17 protein-coding genes are annotated in these 15,366 nt (G+C 31.5%); 1 reads left to right on the forward strand and 16 read right to left on the reverse strand.

Annotation, left to right across the window (positions count from 1 at the left end; translation table 11 throughout):
• Window positions 1-187: 187 nt before the first annotated feature.
• Window positions 188-1,519 carry a DEAD/DEAH box helicase gene (locus ES765_RS20470; protein WP_138116255.1) on the forward strand — a complete coding sequence of 444 codons (1,332 nt, stop codon included), beginning with the start codon at window positions 188-190 and terminating at the stop codon, window positions 1,517-1,519.
• A 490-nt stretch (window positions 1,520-2,009) separates the two neighbouring features.
• Here ES765_RS20470 and ES765_RS20480 read toward each other — a convergent pair whose 3' ends face one another.
• From ES765_RS20480 to ES765_RS20555, 16 genes are all read right to left on the reverse strand, one after another.
• Window positions 2,010-2,864: a restriction endonuclease gene (locus ES765_RS20480; protein WP_138116257.1), complete on the reverse strand. Its 855-nt coding sequence runs from the start codon at window positions 2,862-2,864 to the stop codon at window positions 2,010-2,012.
• Window positions 2,865-2,876: 12 nt separating this feature from the next.
• Window positions 2,877-3,764, reverse strand: coding sequence for a phospholipase A (locus tag ES765_RS20485; RefSeq protein ID WP_138116259.1), 888 nt, complete (start codon window positions 3,762-3,764; stop codon window positions 2,877-2,879).
• A gap of 4 nt (window positions 3,765-3,768) precedes the next feature.
• Window positions 3,769-4,389, reverse strand: coding sequence for a cytochrome b/b6 domain-containing protein (locus tag ES765_RS20490; protein WP_138116261.1), 621 nt, complete (start codon window positions 4,387-4,389; stop codon window positions 3,769-3,771).
• A 53-nt stretch (window positions 4,390-4,442) separates the two neighbouring features.
• The gene (locus ES765_RS20495; RefSeq protein WP_138116263.1) at window positions 4,443-4,886 is read right to left on the reverse strand and encodes a DUF2141 domain-containing protein; all 444 of its coding nucleotides are present in this window, start codon (window positions 4,884-4,886) and stop codon (window positions 4,443-4,445) included.
• Complete coding sequence (locus ES765_RS20500; RefSeq protein WP_138116265.1) at window positions 4,865-5,275, reverse strand: hypothetical protein; 411 nt, start codon at window positions 5,273-5,275, stop codon at window positions 4,865-4,867. The genes ES765_RS20495 and ES765_RS20500 overlap by 22 nt, the downstream gene beginning before the upstream one ends.
• A 1-nt stretch (window position 5,276) precedes the next feature.
• A complete protein-coding gene (locus tag ES765_RS20505; RefSeq protein WP_138116267.1) occupies window positions 5,277-6,029 on the reverse strand; it encodes a TIGR00730 family Rossman fold protein in 753 nt (250 codons plus the stop codon).
• Window positions 6,030-6,137: 108 nt separating this feature from the next.
• Window positions 6,138-6,722, reverse strand: coding sequence for a Pycsar system effector family protein (locus ES765_RS20510; RefSeq protein WP_138116269.1), 585 nt, complete (start codon window positions 6,720-6,722; stop codon window positions 6,138-6,140).
• A 32-nt stretch (window positions 6,723-6,754) separates the two neighbouring features.
• Window positions 6,755-7,198 (reverse strand): DUF2141 domain-containing protein, encoded by a 444-nt coding sequence (locus ES765_RS20515; protein ID WP_138116271.1) that lies wholly within the window; start codon window positions 7,196-7,198, stop codon window positions 6,755-6,757.
• A gap of 94 nt (window positions 7,199-7,292) precedes the next feature.
• Window positions 7,293-8,414 carry an ABC transporter permease gene (locus tag ES765_RS20520; RefSeq protein WP_138116273.1) on the reverse strand — a complete coding sequence of 374 codons (1,122 nt, stop codon included), beginning with the start codon at window positions 8,412-8,414 and terminating at the stop codon, window positions 7,293-7,295.
• A gap of 186 nt (window positions 8,415-8,600) precedes the next feature.
• Window positions 8,601-9,707, reverse strand: coding sequence for an ABC transporter permease (locus ES765_RS20525; protein WP_138116275.1), 1,107 nt, complete (start codon window positions 9,705-9,707; stop codon window positions 8,601-8,603).
• Between the two features lie 38 nt (window positions 9,708-9,745).
• Window positions 9,746-10,474 (reverse strand): ABC transporter ATP-binding protein, encoded by a 729-nt coding sequence (locus ES765_RS20530; protein ID WP_138116277.1) that lies wholly within the window; start codon window positions 10,472-10,474, stop codon window positions 9,746-9,748.
• Between the two features lie 70 nt (window positions 10,475-10,544).
• Complete coding sequence (locus ES765_RS20535) at window positions 10,545-11,447, reverse strand: ABC transporter ATP-binding protein (protein ID WP_138116279.1); 903 nt, start codon at window positions 11,445-11,447, stop codon at window positions 10,545-10,547.
• On the reverse strand, window positions 11,448-11,918 hold the full coding sequence (locus tag ES765_RS20540) for a hypothetical protein (RefSeq protein ID WP_138116281.1): 471 nt from the start codon (window positions 11,916-11,918) through the stop codon (window positions 11,448-11,450). It abuts the gene before it with no gap.
• Window positions 11,919-11,939: 21 nt separating this feature from the next.
• On the reverse strand, window positions 11,940-12,830 hold the full coding sequence (locus ES765_RS20545) for an HlyD family secretion protein (protein WP_138116283.1): 891 nt from the start codon (window positions 12,828-12,830) through the stop codon (window positions 11,940-11,942).
• Window positions 12,831-12,840: 10 nt separating this feature from the next.
• Window positions 12,841-14,091 (reverse strand): TolC family protein, encoded by a 1,251-nt coding sequence (locus ES765_RS20550; protein WP_138116285.1) that lies wholly within the window; start codon window positions 14,089-14,091, stop codon window positions 12,841-12,843.
• Window positions 14,092-14,329: 238 nt separating this feature from the next.
• Window positions 14,330-14,941, reverse strand: a complete 612-nt coding sequence (locus ES765_RS20555; RefSeq protein WP_138116287.1) for a TetR/AcrR family transcriptional regulator — start codon at window positions 14,939-14,941, stop codon at window positions 14,330-14,332.
• Window positions 14,942-15,366 lie beyond the last annotated feature (425 nt).

A 15,366-nucleotide genomic window follows, 5' to 3' on the forward strand; every position in this document is an offset into this window, starting at 1 on the left:
ACCTTTGCTCTAAGGTCAATTGTTTGTAATGTTTCATCAAAACGAATATAAATATTGAGCCTAAAACAGATGGGGCTAGCCCCATCTGTTTTAAATATTCGTGTTGCACTTATGACTTGAACTTAGAAATAATGCAAATTGATGATATCAGAGTTAAAGTGTCGTTATCTTTGCAAAAAAATATTTCATGTCAAAGCAGTTTTCAGATTTAGGGATTAATGAACAATTACAACAAAGTTTAGCGGATTTAAAAATTTCTGTTCCAACAGATATTCAAAAAAAATGCATTCCTGTTGTACTTAATCAAAAAGAAGATCTTGTTGCTTTAGCCAAAACCGGAACCGGTAAAACTGCTGCTTTCGGACTTCCCTTATTACAATTAATTGACACTGAAAACACAGCTGTACAAGCAGTAATATTGGCACCAACAAGAGAATTAGCGCAACAGATTCATGCCAATTTATTGTCGTTTGCTTCTCATAGTCCCGCTATTTCTGTAGCTGCGCTATGTGGTGGTATTCCTATAAAACCTCAGATCGAACGTTTGCAAACTGCCACTCATGTGGTCGTAGCAACACCAGGGCGTTTGGTAGATTTGGTGAAACGTGAGGCCATTAACATTAAGAATTTAAAGTATTTAATTTTAGATGAAGCTGATGAAATGGTGAGCGCTTTAAAAGAAGATTTAGATACTATTATCTCAGGGATACCAAAATCGAGACGAACTTTATTGTTCACAGCCACCATGCCTGGAACGATAAAGCAGTTGGTTCAAAATTACATGTCAAAACATGTGATACATATAGAAGCAGATATGTCTACGCTGGGTCATCAAGGCATAGACCATCAATATGTAGTAGTCGAACCCATAGAAAAACTAGATGTACTGCTTCATTTTTTAACTACTAAAGAAGGCCAAAGAGGTATTATTTTCTGCAAAACCAAAGCGGCAGTTAATAAATTGGCAAAGAACTTAGCCATCAATAAATTTTCATCTGGGGCTATTCATGGTAGTTTGTCACAAGGCATTCGTGACCGTATTATGGGGCAGTTTAGGGAAGGCCATATTGACATTATGGTCGCTACTGATTTAGCTGCTCGTGGTATTGATGTAAAAGAAATAGCGTATGTCGTTAATTATCATTTACCAGACACCTACGATGCGTATGTTCATAGAAGCGGACGTACAGCAAGAGCAGGAGCAAAGGGACTATCGTTAACCATATTACAAAAAGAAGAGGTTGCAGAAATCGCTGATTTTGAAAAAGAATTAGGAATCGTCTTTAAAAAATTTAAAAAAGCGGATGTGCAAAGCATTGAAGAAAATAATGGCCTATTATGGGCTAAAAAAATATTTAAAACCAAACCTAATCGTGAGGTATCCGAAGATTTTATAACCAAGGTAAGAACGATTTTTCACCACTTAACAAAAGAGGAGTTAGTAGATAAAATAGTAGCAAATTATCTTTCGCAATCTGGAACTTTGAATACAAAACCTGAGGAACCTAAAAAAAAGTAATCGTATTGAAAATCAACCCGGCATATTAAAACCAATAGGGCTGCACTAATTAAAAGTCTCGGACTTTACAGAAAAACGTATATTTTACCTCTATTTGGCTTAAAAGGTATAGGTCTAGTAGATCTTTGCCTTTTATGTTTTGAGCGGTTTAGTACGCTGTTTTATTTAGCACCTCACTTTTTTTTTGCTGCTTCAACTCGATACAAAATCTTCTTCAAAAAAAGTAATGAAGCCGAACTTATTTTGAGATTCATAAACTACTTTCAAAACAATAATCAAGTGATAGATAAATTCTCTTTATTCGAACCAAAGGTAAGAGGTGAGTATAATGCGTATGGTATGAAAGTTAATTATGTGATTTTTTTATAACCCCAAACTGCCAAGCCATTCATTATAATAACATACAGAAGTGTTTATAATCTTTGCGGGATTATATCCATAAAACCACAACATTTAAGCAAAATCATACGTAAGGCTTCAACAAAATATTTTATAGGGTTAGCTTATTTTGACACATTTTTTTTACTTCATCTATAGCGCGTTGTATTCTAACTTGTGAGATTCCAATATTTTTCATTGTTTTAGTAGCATCAATCAATTCTTTAACTAAAACAACATCATTATTTATAAGTTTATGTTTTTCCTTTTTGGTCAATGTTGTTAACGTAGTCACAGGATATAAAGCCAAGGTATCAATAGTTGCTTTTAAACCATTATTCTTGGGGTAATCCCAACTTAATAATGTTAGTCCAACGCATTTAGCATAGTTTATGGCATCTGAGGTAAATCGTGTATTAGTTACTAACCAACCTTGTTTTAAGTGTGTTTTATTGTTAGAATTTGTATTCCATTGTTCTTGAATATCTAAAAATCTAGAATTAATGTATAATGGCACTTTGACATTGCTTGCCGCTTTAGCATCAGAATGAAACTTACATTCAATAGCATATGCATTTCCATCTTTTTCTGCCAACACATCAATTTCATGAGTGACACATTCGCCATTTAAAATTACACTTACCTTGGTTTTATATCCTTTTTCTTTTAATAGTGCGCCAACCAATCTTTCAAAAGGAAAGCCTGTTGGACCTAAATCAAAAATAGCTCGTTTTAAACTATAGCGAGAAGCAGAGAGACGATTATGATTTTTTAATAAGGCATAAGCTTTTCTATAAATTTCGTTTGAAGAAATACCATTATAAATATCAGGTTGAATTGTGTTTATAATTAGTTCTATTTCGTTTTTTGATGTACCACAAGACCGAAGCGATTGTTCTAATTTTTGAACTGAAAAAGGTTCGGTTTCTTCATTACTTTTCTTGACGAATAGTTGATTTTCTGTCATAAACTGTTGCTTTTAAAAACGTAATATTTCGGTCATAATACCAAATCGAATAACAGACATTTGGTGTTCAAAATAAATATTGTAATAATCCATGCCATGATAAAATTGAACGAACAACCCAATATCTTCTAAAAACTTTGGGTGGTAATATAAGGTAAGACTGGCATTGAATCTATCGAAGTCAAAAACATCTAAATCATTATAATTATCAAGCATTATTGTTGTTTCTGCTTTTAAAGAAAAATTAGCTCTATTGGTGTTAGACATTTTAAAAGGAAACTTATATGATGTAAATGAGTTATGCCACCTTAAACCACTATACTTTCCTTGTAATTCTTGAAGCAACCAACTTTTCGGATGAATTTCAATCGAACTTTTTATGGTTTTAACTGCTTTAAGTCTATTGCTATATGCCGTTTTAAGAAAACCAAATTCGACAAAATTAGTAGCAAAATTTCCTGATTGTAAGTTAATTGTAGTGTCCTCATTGTAAAAATTACCATCTTGTCCATTAGAATGATGCGCTATTTTTCCAAAGAAAACCAAGTTATCAAGGGCTTCTTTTTTATTGGTTAGATAATAAAATGTAACCTGTGGTATATAACTGGGTGTACGAACAGGATACGATTCTTCATTATACATCCTGATTATTATTTGAGCTGTTAACACTGCCATTAATTTGGAATCTTTTCGCTCTCTAATAATAAATGACGGACTAACATTGGCTTCAAATAATAAAGGTTCTATGTTTCCAATATCTGTTGGGAATGTGATATAACTATCGCTTTGATTGATTAACGCTATGTTGTACAAATCAAGCTGTGGCAATGTATCAACTTCTTCTTGCGAAAAAACAAAATGCGCAGCACACAAAAACAAGATGTAAACTTTCGTTTTCATTTGGTTAGTTTTCGTTATTATTATCTTTGTTGTGCGTTGGTACTTTTAAATCTTTGTCTTTAGAGCCACTTACTATTCTTGAAATAATTCCTTTTTGGTCTGTAAATTCTGCTATTAATACACCTGCTAAATGGATTGCTATAAATGCTATCAGGTAGTAAATACCAAGCACGTGGATTTCTTCCATCGATTTTTTCAATTCTTTTGGTCCTAATTCTATAATTAGTCCTGTAATAAGTGAAACTATGACACAGACATAAAAAATGATATAGGTCCATTTCTGAAATTTCATTTTTGTGGATAGGTTTTTATCAAATGGATTTTGAATCTTCATAGGTCCAAATGCAGGAAGTATGAAACGAATACTAAATAATCCAACCAATACATAACCAATGTAAATATGCCAATTCCACATTGGTTGTCTTATCTTTTTTGCTAAAACAATGAGTTGGTCTTCAGATAAATTCTGCCCAGTACTACTCAAATAATCTTGAATAATAGCTGCGACGTTATACTTATTCATCCACGTTAATCGTAAAAAAATCGTAATGAGCAATAGCAAAAATGAAACAGCAATTGCCCAATGAATAATTCGATAGACTTTAGAATACTTTGTATTTTCCATAATGTTTGTTTTTAGTATGATGAATAACTTTCGTTTTTATCTATGCTTTGGTTTTATTTATAATTTACTTTTACTACTACTGTTGTGTCTTTATTTAGGTTAAAATTAGCTTTGTTAAAATTTGGTCGGTTGCTTAACCCAAAATCATCATAATTTGAAAATCCAACACCTTCATCTGGCAATGGTAACATGAATTTTGTATCTATTTTTCCATTGTTATTTTCATCATGAAGAATAGTTACAGCGTATAAACCTTGAGGCAAATTATTAAAAGTTATTTCTGATTTATTATTAACAATACTTGCGCTTTCTTTTCTATAATACTTTTTAAATTTTTGGTCTGGTATAGAACCGTCTTTATTATATATAGCAAATACCACAGTGCCTTCAGAGTTTTCTAAACCATTAGCTTTTATAGTTAATGAATAAGAATCTGTCTTAGTATTAGATATAATTACGCCAAACAATAGCAAACTTAAAATGACTGTTTTCCCCATAATAATTTATTAAATTTAAGTAAAGCTATGAGTGAAAAGGCTAATGTGAGTAACATTCTAAAAATCATCGCTTTTATTGTTTTTTCCTCATAAATCCCACCATTATTAACGTAAAATTGCAATGCAATAAAGGCAACGATTAAGATAACTAAGGCTGCAATTAATACCCAAAAAGTCCACTTTGTTCTTTTTATAAAGCCATAAACTGCAATTAAATATAGAATGCTGGAAATAAAATTTGCCCAAACTATAAACAAGACATAGTTGCCTTCTTTGGCTCTAATGCCAAACCAATCAAAAATTACAGAGCTACTTAAATATAACGTGAGCAATGCAAACAATGCTAAAACAATAGCACTTATAATGGTAATTATCTTATTGTTTTTCATATTATATTGATTTATTAATTGGTTCACCAAGCCACCATTTTGGTTTGACTTGTTTTTCAACTAACCCATATTTTTTAATGGAATGTGTTTCAATATGTGTGATTAAATCTTCCACCGAGTCGGTTACAAATAGTAGTTTCATATCTTCTGAACTGATACTTTCATTTTCTGCCATTATTTGAATATGCTGACACAATTCTTTGTGGTATTTCGAATCGAAAACAACCACAGGAAAATTTTGAATTACTTTGGTTTGGATTAATGTTAATGCTTCAAACAACTCATCTAAAGTGCCAATTCCTCCAGGCATTACTACAAAAGCGTACGAGTATTTTACAAGAATAACTTTGCGCAAAAAGAAATATGGAATGTTAATCCATTTATGTAAATACGGATTCGGTTTTTGCTCAAAAGGCAGAATAATATTGCACCCAACCGAATTTCCTCCAGCTTCAAAAGCCCCTTTATTCGCAGCTTCCATAATACCTGGTCCACCACCTGTCATTACGGTAAATCCTGTTTTTGCTAAAGCAGCACCTATTTTTTCTGCATTTTTATAATGGTCAGAATCTTTTGTGAATCGTGCAGAACCAAATACAGTAACACATGGACCAATAAAATGCATTTTCCGAAAGGCCTTTATAAAATAAAAAAACACTTTTAATGCAAAGGATAATTCCTTAAAACGCGACAGAGGACCTCGAACAAACAAAGATTCATCTTTAGTTAACTTTATTTTTTTATTAGTTTTCATATAAGATATTTTACGTTTTTTTTACTCAAAAGAACAAACCATTCATTTAAAATGTAAATATGGTTCTAGTTAAATTTGAACTAATCCAATTCAACCGATCTTTAGACATTACCCAAACGCTATAAGTCCGTTTACCAATGAATACACTATCGCTGATAGTAAACCAACTAAAAAAATGGTAACTGATAAAAGCAATATTTTTTGTTTAATAGCTATAGTCTGACCCAAAAAATAAATATCGTGAATCATTTCATCATAGATTGTTTGTCCTTTTTCCATAATACGTTTGAATTCAGATTTAAATTCTTCTAAGGATAATGAAGAGAAATTTTCTGCATATAGAACTCCTTTGTAAGCACTTTTTTTATAGGCTTTACCAAAATAGCGATGTGGAAGCATACTCAACAAGGCAAAAACCATTGATAGCATGCTACAAATAAGTAATATTCTTGTACCCAGTTCAATTTTGAATCCCTGTGTTTTTGGTGCGATGTATAAAACTCCTAATAAGAGCGAAGTAATTATAGAATTAACGGTAAGTACAATTCTTGCCTTATTGTCAACCATTTTTAACAAGTTGTAATGATTTCGGGAAAGTGTTCTGAACAATGTTTGAATACCGCGGATATCATATTTATCCGCTTTTTCCTTTTTCAACTTGAGTTCATCAGGTGTCTGTTTCTCTTTTCCCATGTCTTAGAATTAATTAATATGAGTATTCATCATTATTTATAAATTACCTTCACTACAATGGTTGTGTCTTTATCTACATTAAAATTGGCATTTTTAAAATTTGGGCGGTTGCTTAATCTAAAATCATCATAATTCGAAAACCCTACGCCTTCATCTGGTAGTGGCAACATAAATTTAGTGTCTATTTTTCCATTTTTATTTTCATCATGTAAAATTATAACTGCATATATGCCTTTTGGTAAATTATTAAATGTGATTTCTGATTTTTCATTGGCAATAGTTGCAATTTCTTTTCTGAAATATTTTTTAAACTTTTGATCTGGTATAGAACCATCTTTATTGTATAAAGCAAATACCATGGTACCTTCCGAGTTTTTTAAATTTTCTGTTTTTATAGTTAATGCATAAGAATCTGTATTAATATTGTTTGTTAATGTACCAAACACTAGCAAACTTAAAATGACTAATTTTCCCATAATGTCTTATTAAATTTAACTAAGGTTTCAAGTAAAAAAGTTAATGTTAACAAATTCAAATAATACTATTACATTAATGCTGCTGATACTATTTTCAATTTGTCTTTTTATAACTCCATACAGCCAATCCATTCATTACAATTGCATAAGCAAGTGTTTTTAAACCAAGTGGAAGAATATCCATAAATCCAGAACCTTTCAGCATTACCATTCTAATCACTTCTACGAAGTATTTTATTGGGTTAAATTCTGTAACTATTTGAGCCCATTTTGGCATACTTTCAATTGGTGTAAATAAACCACTCATTAAAATAAAAATAACCACAAAAAACCATGCAATAAACATGGCTTGTTGTTGCGTATCGGTAAAATTTGAAATGAATAAACCCATTCCAAGTATTACGAGTATATAAATAGAAGTATATGCATAAAGTAGTACTAAACTTCCAAGCATTGGAACATCAAAAATAAGTTTTGCGAGTATCAATCCAATGGTTAGTAATGCCATTCCTACAACCCAAAACGGAAATAATTTTCCAATAATAAACTGGCTTTTTTTAATAGGTGTCACGTTGATTTGCTCCAGCGTGCCGATTTCTTTTTCGCGAACAATATTCATTCCTGAAAGAAACAACGTAATCATTGTAACCAGTAAAACCAGTATTCCTGGAACCATAAAGGTTTTGTAATTTAAGGTTTCGTTATACCAGAATAGAGGAATAGTTTCTATATAAATTGGCTGTATTTGTTTATCTGAAACCTGTAATAAGTCCACTTTTAAATGTTGATTAAAGTTTTGTACAATTTGGTTTACATATACATTTTCAACACCAGCTGCAGCTCCATCAATTGCATTAATGGTAACACCTAAATTGTTGTATTTTTCTTTTTGTAAATCACGTTCAAAATAGTGTGGAATTTCTAAAACAACATCTACTTTTCCTTTTAGCATTTCTGAACTTGCAAATGCTTCCGAAGGAAAATCTGTTAATACATCAAAATAAGTGGAGGCATTAAATTTTTCTACTAATGCTCTAGATGTTGATGTGTGATCGTTGTCAATGTATCCAAATTTGATGTTCTTAACTTCAAAAGTGGCTGCATTAGATAAAATAACGAGTTGCAATATTGGTAAAACAAAAATGATAGGAAGCATGCCTTTATTTCTAAAGATTTGCTTGAACTCTTTCTGTATGATGTATAAGATTGTTTTCATATTTTTAAAAGAATAAAGAGAATAGAACAGAGAATAAAGACGCTTTTAGTGATGAGCTGCCTTTTCTGTTTATTCTATTTTCTAGTATCTATTTTTTACTTTTGTTTTTGTTGCCACAAATACACGAATATTTTTCTTTTCTTTTTTATTTGACTGCTTACTGAGGACTGAAAACTGCATACTGTTTTACTCTAATCTAATTTTATATTTCTTCACACTCAATGCGATACAGAACACTGTCATTCCCACTAAAATCAAGGTTTCTTTCCAAATAAATTGTATTCCTACACCTTTGAGCATAATGCCTTTTATGATGATGATAAACCATTTGGCAGGAATGATATTACTGATAAGTTGAAGTGGAACTGGCATACTTGAAATAGGAAAAATAAATCCAGATAATAATATTACAGGAAGCATTAAGCCCATCAAAGAAATCATCATTGCTGTTTGTTGTGTTTCTGAAATAGTTGAAATTAAAATACCTAATGCCAAAGCTGAAATGATAAATAGAACACTTTCTAAACCTAATAAAAACAAGCTGCCTTGAACTGGCATTTTAAAGATGAAAATGCTTAACAAAACAATAACTATAGCATTAATAATGGATAGAAAAATATATGGAAACACTTTCCCTATAATCACCTGAAACGGTTTTAATGGCGACACTAATAGGATTTCCATAGTTCCTAATTCCTTTTCTCTAGTAATGGAAATAGATGTCATCATTGCTGAAACTAACATTAAAATAATAGTCATAACACCAGGAACAAACATATAGACGCTTTTTAATTCTGGGTTGTAAACCATGCGTGTTTCTGGAACTATTTGATAGGCTATTTTAATTTCTTTGTTCTGTTCTTTTTGATACTGCTGAAGAATTGCATTTACATAATTACTAATCGTATTTGCGGTATTTGGATCGGTAGCATCTGTAATAATTTGAATGGTTGCTTTGTGTTCTTTAATTAAATTTTTACTGAAATCTTTTTCGAAATTCAAAACTGCTTTAACGTGTCCTTTTTTAAACACCGAAGTAATATCTGCTTCACTAGTCACAATTTTTTTAATGCTGAAATATTTTGAAGCCGCTATTTTGTTAGTAATTTCATTTGTGGTTGCATCTTTAGAATGGTCAAGAATTGCTATGTCTACATTATTGATTTCATTGGTAATAGCAAAACCAAAAAGTAAAATTTGGGCAATTGGCATTCCGAAGAGAATAAACAATGATCGTTTATCTCTAAAGATGTGGTAGAATTCTTTTTTTATGAAGCCTATAAATCGTTTCATTTTACTTTAATTAGAATACTGTGATTTAAAACTCTCTCTCATCCTCTTGCTAGTTTTAAAAACACATCGTTCATAGTAGCAGCATTAAATTGTTTTTTTAATTTCTTAGGAGTATCTAAAGCTTCTATTTTACCATTAACCATAATAGATACGCGATCACAATATTCGGCCTCATCCATATAATGCGTCGTTACAAAAACGGTTGTGCCTTGGTTTGAAGCTTTGTAAATCATTTCCCAAAATTGACGCCTGGTAATTGGATCTACCCCTCCTGTTGGTTCATCTAAAAACACAATTTTAGGATCGTGAAGCAAAGACACAGAAAATGATAGTTTTTGTTTCCAACCTAAAGGCAATGAGCCCACTAATTGGTTGGCTACTTTTTCAAGTCCTAATTCGGCAATTAATACATCTGATTTTTCTTTTATTATTTTTCTCGACAAACCATAAATACCACCAAAAAACGTAATGTTTTCTTTAACGGTTAAGTCATCATACAAGGCAAATTTTTGACTCATATACCCAATGTTTTTTTTGATGTCTTCTGCATGCGTAAATACATCAAATCCTGCTACATTAGCTTCACCTGACGTTGGTTTAGAAATACCAATTAGCATTTTCATAGCTGTAGTTTTCCCAGCTCCATTTGCTCCTAAAAAACCAAATATTTCACCCTTCTCCACCTCAAAAGTAATGGCATTTACAGCTGTGAAATCTCCAAACATTTTGGTTAATCCTTCTACTTGTATGACTTTGTTGTTATTCATTATTTCTGTAGGGTCTCATCGAACGCAGTCGAGATGTCTTAATAGTTTAGGCCTGCGCTCGAACAAATATCTATTTTGCCAATTCCATAAAAGTATCTTCAATAGTCGCTACCGTTTTTTCAATTTCTACATTGTTTAAATCATTCGATTCTAAATACAGTTTTAAATCCTTCGGATTAAAATCTGTTCTACTGTCAGTATAATGTACAACCTCACCAAAAGGATACACGCTATGGTTGTGTTCATACTTTTTTAAACTATAAATTAGCTGGTACATATTAGTTGCACGTACATTATAGATCTGTTTTGGATAATGCTTCACAATAGCTTTAGGGGTATCTATCTCTAGAATTTTTCCATCTTGAATTAGGGCAATTCTATCACATAATGCTGCTTCATCCATATAAGGTGTAGATACCAAAATGGTAATATCCTTCTGTTGTAGCCGTTTTAGCATTTCCCAAAATTCTTTTCTAGAAACTGGATCTACTCCTGTGGTTGGCTCATCTAAAAATAACACTTTTGGTTTGTGAATGAGTGCACAGCACAAAGCGAGTTTTTGTTTCATTCCGCCAGACAATTTACCAGCACGACGGTCTTTAAAAGGTTCAATTTGAACGTAAATGTCTTTTATTAAATCGTAGTTTTCTTCAATGGTAGTTCCGAAAATGGTCGCAAAGAAGTTTAAATTCTCTTCCACCGTTAAATCTTGATATAAAGAGAATTTTCCTGGCATATAGCCAACGCTATTTCTAATATTTTTATATTCTTCTACGACATCAAAACCAGCAACTGTGGCACTTCCTTCGTTAGCGACTAAAAGGGTTGTTAAAACCCGAAACAACGTAGTTTTACCAGCTCCATCCGGACCAATAAGTCCAAAGAGTTCGCCTGGTTTTACCTCAAATGAGATGTTCTGTAAGGCCTTTACATTTTTATAGGATTTTGATATGTTGGAAACCGTGATACTCATTTATTCGAAATAATCAGAATATGTATTAATATTTTCTTCAATACTTTGTTTAATTTTTGAAGCATCTTCAACTAGTTTAGTTTCAGAAAGCAACTCAATTTTCTTTATTAATGGCAAAAGCCAAACGTGTAAATTATCATGTGAGGCACCTTTCATAGTGCACTCTTTTACCACATTGTTTTTTGAATCATTAAGTTTGTTTGCTAATTGATGATAGTCTTCAATAGATTTTGTTCTTTGAGATTTTAATAGTGCTTGCATTTTTTTAACACCTTCACTCGTTTCTATGTTAGCTCCCCATTTTGCACCTTTATTCAACTGCATATTATTCATCCACTGGGTACTTAAAACACCATCAACATGTTCCTGTATAGCTTCATTAGCGTTTATGATTTCCTCTTGCTTTTCAGTGTTTTTACAACTTGCAACTACGGTTACAATCAGTAGGATAATGAATATTAAATGTCTCATAAGTATATCGTTAGTACCAATTTAATTCTCAATCCACATTTCTGCAGGCATCCCTATTTTTAGACTTCCATCATTAATGACATTTATCTTCAGCGCATAAACTAAAGCTACACGCTCTTCTTTAGTCTGGATTATTTTTGGGGTAAACTCGGCCTCGGAAGCAATCCAACCTATGGTGCCTTTATAGGGTTTCATAGCATCACCATAGTCAATTTTCACAGAAACTTCTTGACCAATTGTTAAATTGGCTAGTTGCGTTTCGCTAATATAGACACGTAATTGCATGCTGTTTAAATTGGCTATTTTATAAAGCGGTTTGGCAAAAGCCGTAATCTCATTGGGTTCAGCATATTTGGTTAAAACCGTTCCCGCTATAGGATTAATTATTTTACTTTTTTTGATTTGATCATCGATTTGTCTGAGCTGCACATCAATAGATTTAAGCTCATTTACAACAGGTGCATTCTGCAGTTCGACGCTACGAATTTGGCTTTTAACAACATCTATTTCACCATCAACATCATCTAATTGTTTTTGTGTCGCTGCATTATCTTTTATTAAATTCTCAATTCGATCTTTGTTTATATTTCCATTTTTCAATTTGGCATTTAGCACATTAATCTGAGACAAAACGCCTTTTGATTTTGAAGTAATTACACTTTTAGAAACCTCTAATTGCTCTCGTTTTAAAGTCAATGGAATAGTATCTATATACCCCACAAATGCTCCTTTTTCTAGTTTTTGGCCTTCTTCTATGGTAAAAGACATTAATTTACCATTGTTTTCAGCAGAAATAGTTATTTCTGTAGCTTCAAAATTGCCATAACCATCTGCTTTTCCATTAGAATCGCTACACGAAAAAATGCTTGTGATAATAATGCTTAGTGCTACTGTATAAGTAAGGTATTTCATCTGTATATTTTTATTGTCCTTTAATAACATTGTAATTTGCTTTTGCCAATTGCAATTGAATTTTATGCCGTACCAACATGTTTTCATCCTCGTATAAATTGGTGAGTTCTGCAATATATGCGGAGGACGTAATCACGCCATTTTTAAGTTGCGAATCTGCCGATTTAAGTACTTCTTTTCTAAGATTAATAATCTCTATATCGGAAACAATAAAACCTTCAACTTTATCAATTTCCTTTTGTTGCTGATTTAGTGCTATGTTGGTATTTAGTTTGAAGGTTTCAGATTCTGTTTCGATAATATCTTTATTGATTGCTAAAGATTGTCGTCGTTTTTTGTTGGAATTCCAATCAAAAACATTCCAATTCAATTTAATACCAGCAGTATAAAATGCTTGAAACGAATTATCAAGCATATTTAAACCTGGATTACCATAGCCACCTGTTGCAAAACCCAGTAATTTTGGGAAATTTTGCTTGGCTATTACCCTTTCAGAATTTTCTATTTCTTCTTTTTTGAATTGAAATAACTCTAGTTCAGGCCTTGTTAATTCAGAATTTAGTTGCGTTTCTACAAGTGGCTTTTCAAATTGAGTAGAAACATCTAATGGTTTACTTATTATTCTTGATAGGGTTTCAATAAGTGCAGTTTTATTGCTTTCTAGTCCTTGAGATTGTTGGCTTATTTTTAATAATTCGGCTTCTAAAACTTTATTAGATGATGGTAAAATGACTCCATATTTAATACCAGATTGTACTTCTTTAAGTTTGGCTTCTAATTGTATTTGTTTAGCGTTTAATAACAACTCAGATTCCTGCGTTAATAAAACAGAAAAATAGAGTTGGTTAATTTGTTGTTTTAATTGGTATAAATTGACTTCCACTTGCTTTTGTTTGGTTTTGAGTTGAGCCGATTTCACTTTTAATGCAGCATCTGTTAATCCACCATCATAAATTAATTGATTGACCGAAAGTGTTGCACGATATTGGTCTTTGTTTAAGCCTTCAATATCAGCATTTGGAATAGGGATTTCAATAACATCAGATTGATAAGTTGCTTGTGCATCTAAACTAATCTGAGGAAGTTTTGAAGTTAAAATTTCTTCAGAATCTAATTTATTTTGTGCCTCAAAAAGTGCCGATTGTTTTGCCAATGGATAATTTACGTTTGCTAACTCATAACAATCTTGAAGTGTAAGGGCTTGTTGTCCAAAAACAGGAACTGTAAATAATGCTATTAAAATGATAATAAATAATTTCATTATTATTGATGTTTTATTGAATTGTCACTAAAGTTATTGACCTCTTTTATTATTTTTTAGCTCTAAATGTTTAATATAAATCACTTTATAAACATAATTTCCTGATAGTCTATTTTAATAATTATCACAGCAATAAATCTAAAGGTAATTTTAATCAGTATGAGTAGAAATGACCAATGTCAGTTTAAAAAATAGTCTTTCCTGACTTCTGTTTTATTTAGTCTATCTCTTTCCCTTTTTAAGAACATATTGAATTAATAATAAAGTCTGCAACTTCAGTTTTTCGTTGTTCCATAAGCTGTTTAAAGGTTTTATCATCTGTATTTGTAAAAGCCATGATTAATGGTTTAGCTACAAATGGAAAAATATTTAATGCCATAATATTGATGAATAATTGTTCAGCACTTATCGGTTTTATAATGCCTTTTTTTACTTCATATTTAACTTGTTCTTTAAATTTTTCAAGTTTAGGAAAGCCTTTAGTATCTTTTAGGTTTAGAATAAAATCCGGATTTCTATTTAATTCTTGAATGATAAAATTGGGTAAGTAAGGGTGCTTTATTACAAACTCTATATAATTGGATGTGAATTTCTTAACCTTTTTCTCTATCGAAGAATCATCATTTAAAATTGCATTTAATTGAGGTGCTAATAAGGAGAATGCATTTTTAAACACAGCCTCAAAAAGCAGTTGTTTGTTTCTATAGTAATAATGAAGCATGGCTTTATTAATACCTGCGTGATTTGCAATCTCTTGCATACGGGCACCATCCATTCCTTTAGCTTGAAATACCTTTTTTGCTGCGTCGAGAATTTGATGCTCTGTATTTTCGTCTTTTACTTTTTTCATATTAACCATATAGTTTAACCAAACGGTTAACAAACATACATATTTATAAATTGAGATAGTCAGTAATCTGCTAAAACTTTATTTAGAAAGCTATTAATCAGAAAATTAATCTATGTAGTGGAGGATAAAACCAAACTTAATTAGAACAGGTATGCGTAAATGCCCACAAAATATCTAAAAGAGTACTTTTTAGCTTGTATGACAAGCACACATAGTTTTTTCTTACGCTTAAAAGCAGAGTACGATTTGTGCAGTCATAATCGTTTAGAATTGAGTGGCTCTTGTTGGAACCTTACTAACCTGAGTTCGATTAAAACATAACTAGTTGATTTGTTTTAACGGTTTGATATTTGATGCTAGGTTTCTTGGGCAAGAAGCTATATGCAATAAGGCCTGAGATAATATTCACCAAGAAATTACCAAAG

This window comes from Maribacter sp. ACAM166 (assembly GCF_005771495.1).
Classification (GTDB): Bacteria; Bacteroidota; Bacteroidia; order Flavobacteriales; family Flavobacteriaceae; genus Maribacter.

Excerpts from the sequence above, each read along its gene's own strand:
- ES765_RS20535 (WP_138116279.1), bottom strand. The coding sequence starts at position 11,447 with ATGAGTATCACGGTTTCCAACATATCAAAATCCTATAAAAATGTAAAG.
- ES765_RS20485 (WP_138116259.1), bottom strand. The coding sequence starts at position 3,764 with ATGAAAACGAAAGTTTACATCTTGTTTTTGTGTGCTGCGCATTTTGTT.
- ES765_RS20505 (WP_138116267.1), bottom strand. The coding sequence starts at position 6,029 with ATGAAAACTAATAAAAAAATAAAGTTAACTAAAGATGAATCTTTGTTT.
- ES765_RS20500 (WP_138116265.1), bottom strand. The coding sequence starts at position 5,275 with ATGAAAAACAATAAGATAATTACCATTATAAGTGCTATTGTTTTAGCA.
- ES765_RS20520 (WP_138116273.1), bottom strand. The coding sequence starts at position 8,414 with ATGAAAACAATCTTATACATCATACAGAAAGAGTTCAAGCAAATCTTT.
- ES765_RS20540 (WP_138116281.1), bottom strand. The coding sequence starts at position 11,918 with ATGAGACATTTAATATTCATTATCCTACTGATTGTAACCGTAGTTGCA.
- ES765_RS20490 (WP_138116261.1), bottom strand. The coding sequence starts at position 4,389 with ATGGAAAATACAAAGTATTCTAAAGTCTATCGAATTATTCATTGGGCA.
- ES765_RS20530 (WP_138116277.1), bottom strand. The coding sequence starts at position 10,474 with ATGAATAACAACAAAGTCATACAAGTAGAAGGATTAACCAAAATGTTT.
- ES765_RS20555 (WP_138116287.1), bottom strand. The coding sequence starts at position 14,941 with ATGAAAAAAGTAAAAGACGAAAATACAGAGCATCAAATTCTCGACGCA.
- ES765_RS20515 (WP_138116271.1), bottom strand. The coding sequence starts at position 7,198 with ATGGGAAAATTAGTCATTTTAAGTTTGCTAGTGTTTGGTACATTAACA.
- ES765_RS20470 (WP_138116255.1), top strand. The coding sequence starts at position 188 with ATGTCAAAGCAGTTTTCAGATTTAGGGATTAATGAACAATTACAACAA.
- ES765_RS20545 (WP_138116283.1), bottom strand. The coding sequence starts at position 12,830 with ATGAAATACCTTACTTATACAGTAGCACTAAGCATTATTATCACAAGC.
- ES765_RS20525 (WP_138116275.1), bottom strand. The coding sequence starts at position 9,707 with ATGAAACGATTTATAGGCTTCATAAAAAAAGAATTCTACCACATCTTT.
- ES765_RS20495 (WP_138116263.1), bottom strand. The coding sequence starts at position 4,886 with ATGGGGAAAACAGTCATTTTAAGTTTGCTATTGTTTGGCGTAATTATA.
- ES765_RS20480 (WP_138116257.1), bottom strand. The coding sequence starts at position 2,864 with ATGACAGAAAATCAACTATTCGTCAAGAAAAGTAATGAAGAAACCGAA.
- ES765_RS20510 (WP_138116269.1), bottom strand. The coding sequence starts at position 6,722 with ATGGGAAAAGAGAAACAGACACCTGATGAACTCAAGTTGAAAAAGGAA.
- ES765_RS20550 (WP_138116285.1), bottom strand. The coding sequence starts at position 14,091 with ATGAAATTATTTATTATCATTTTAATAGCATTATTTACAGTTCCTGTT.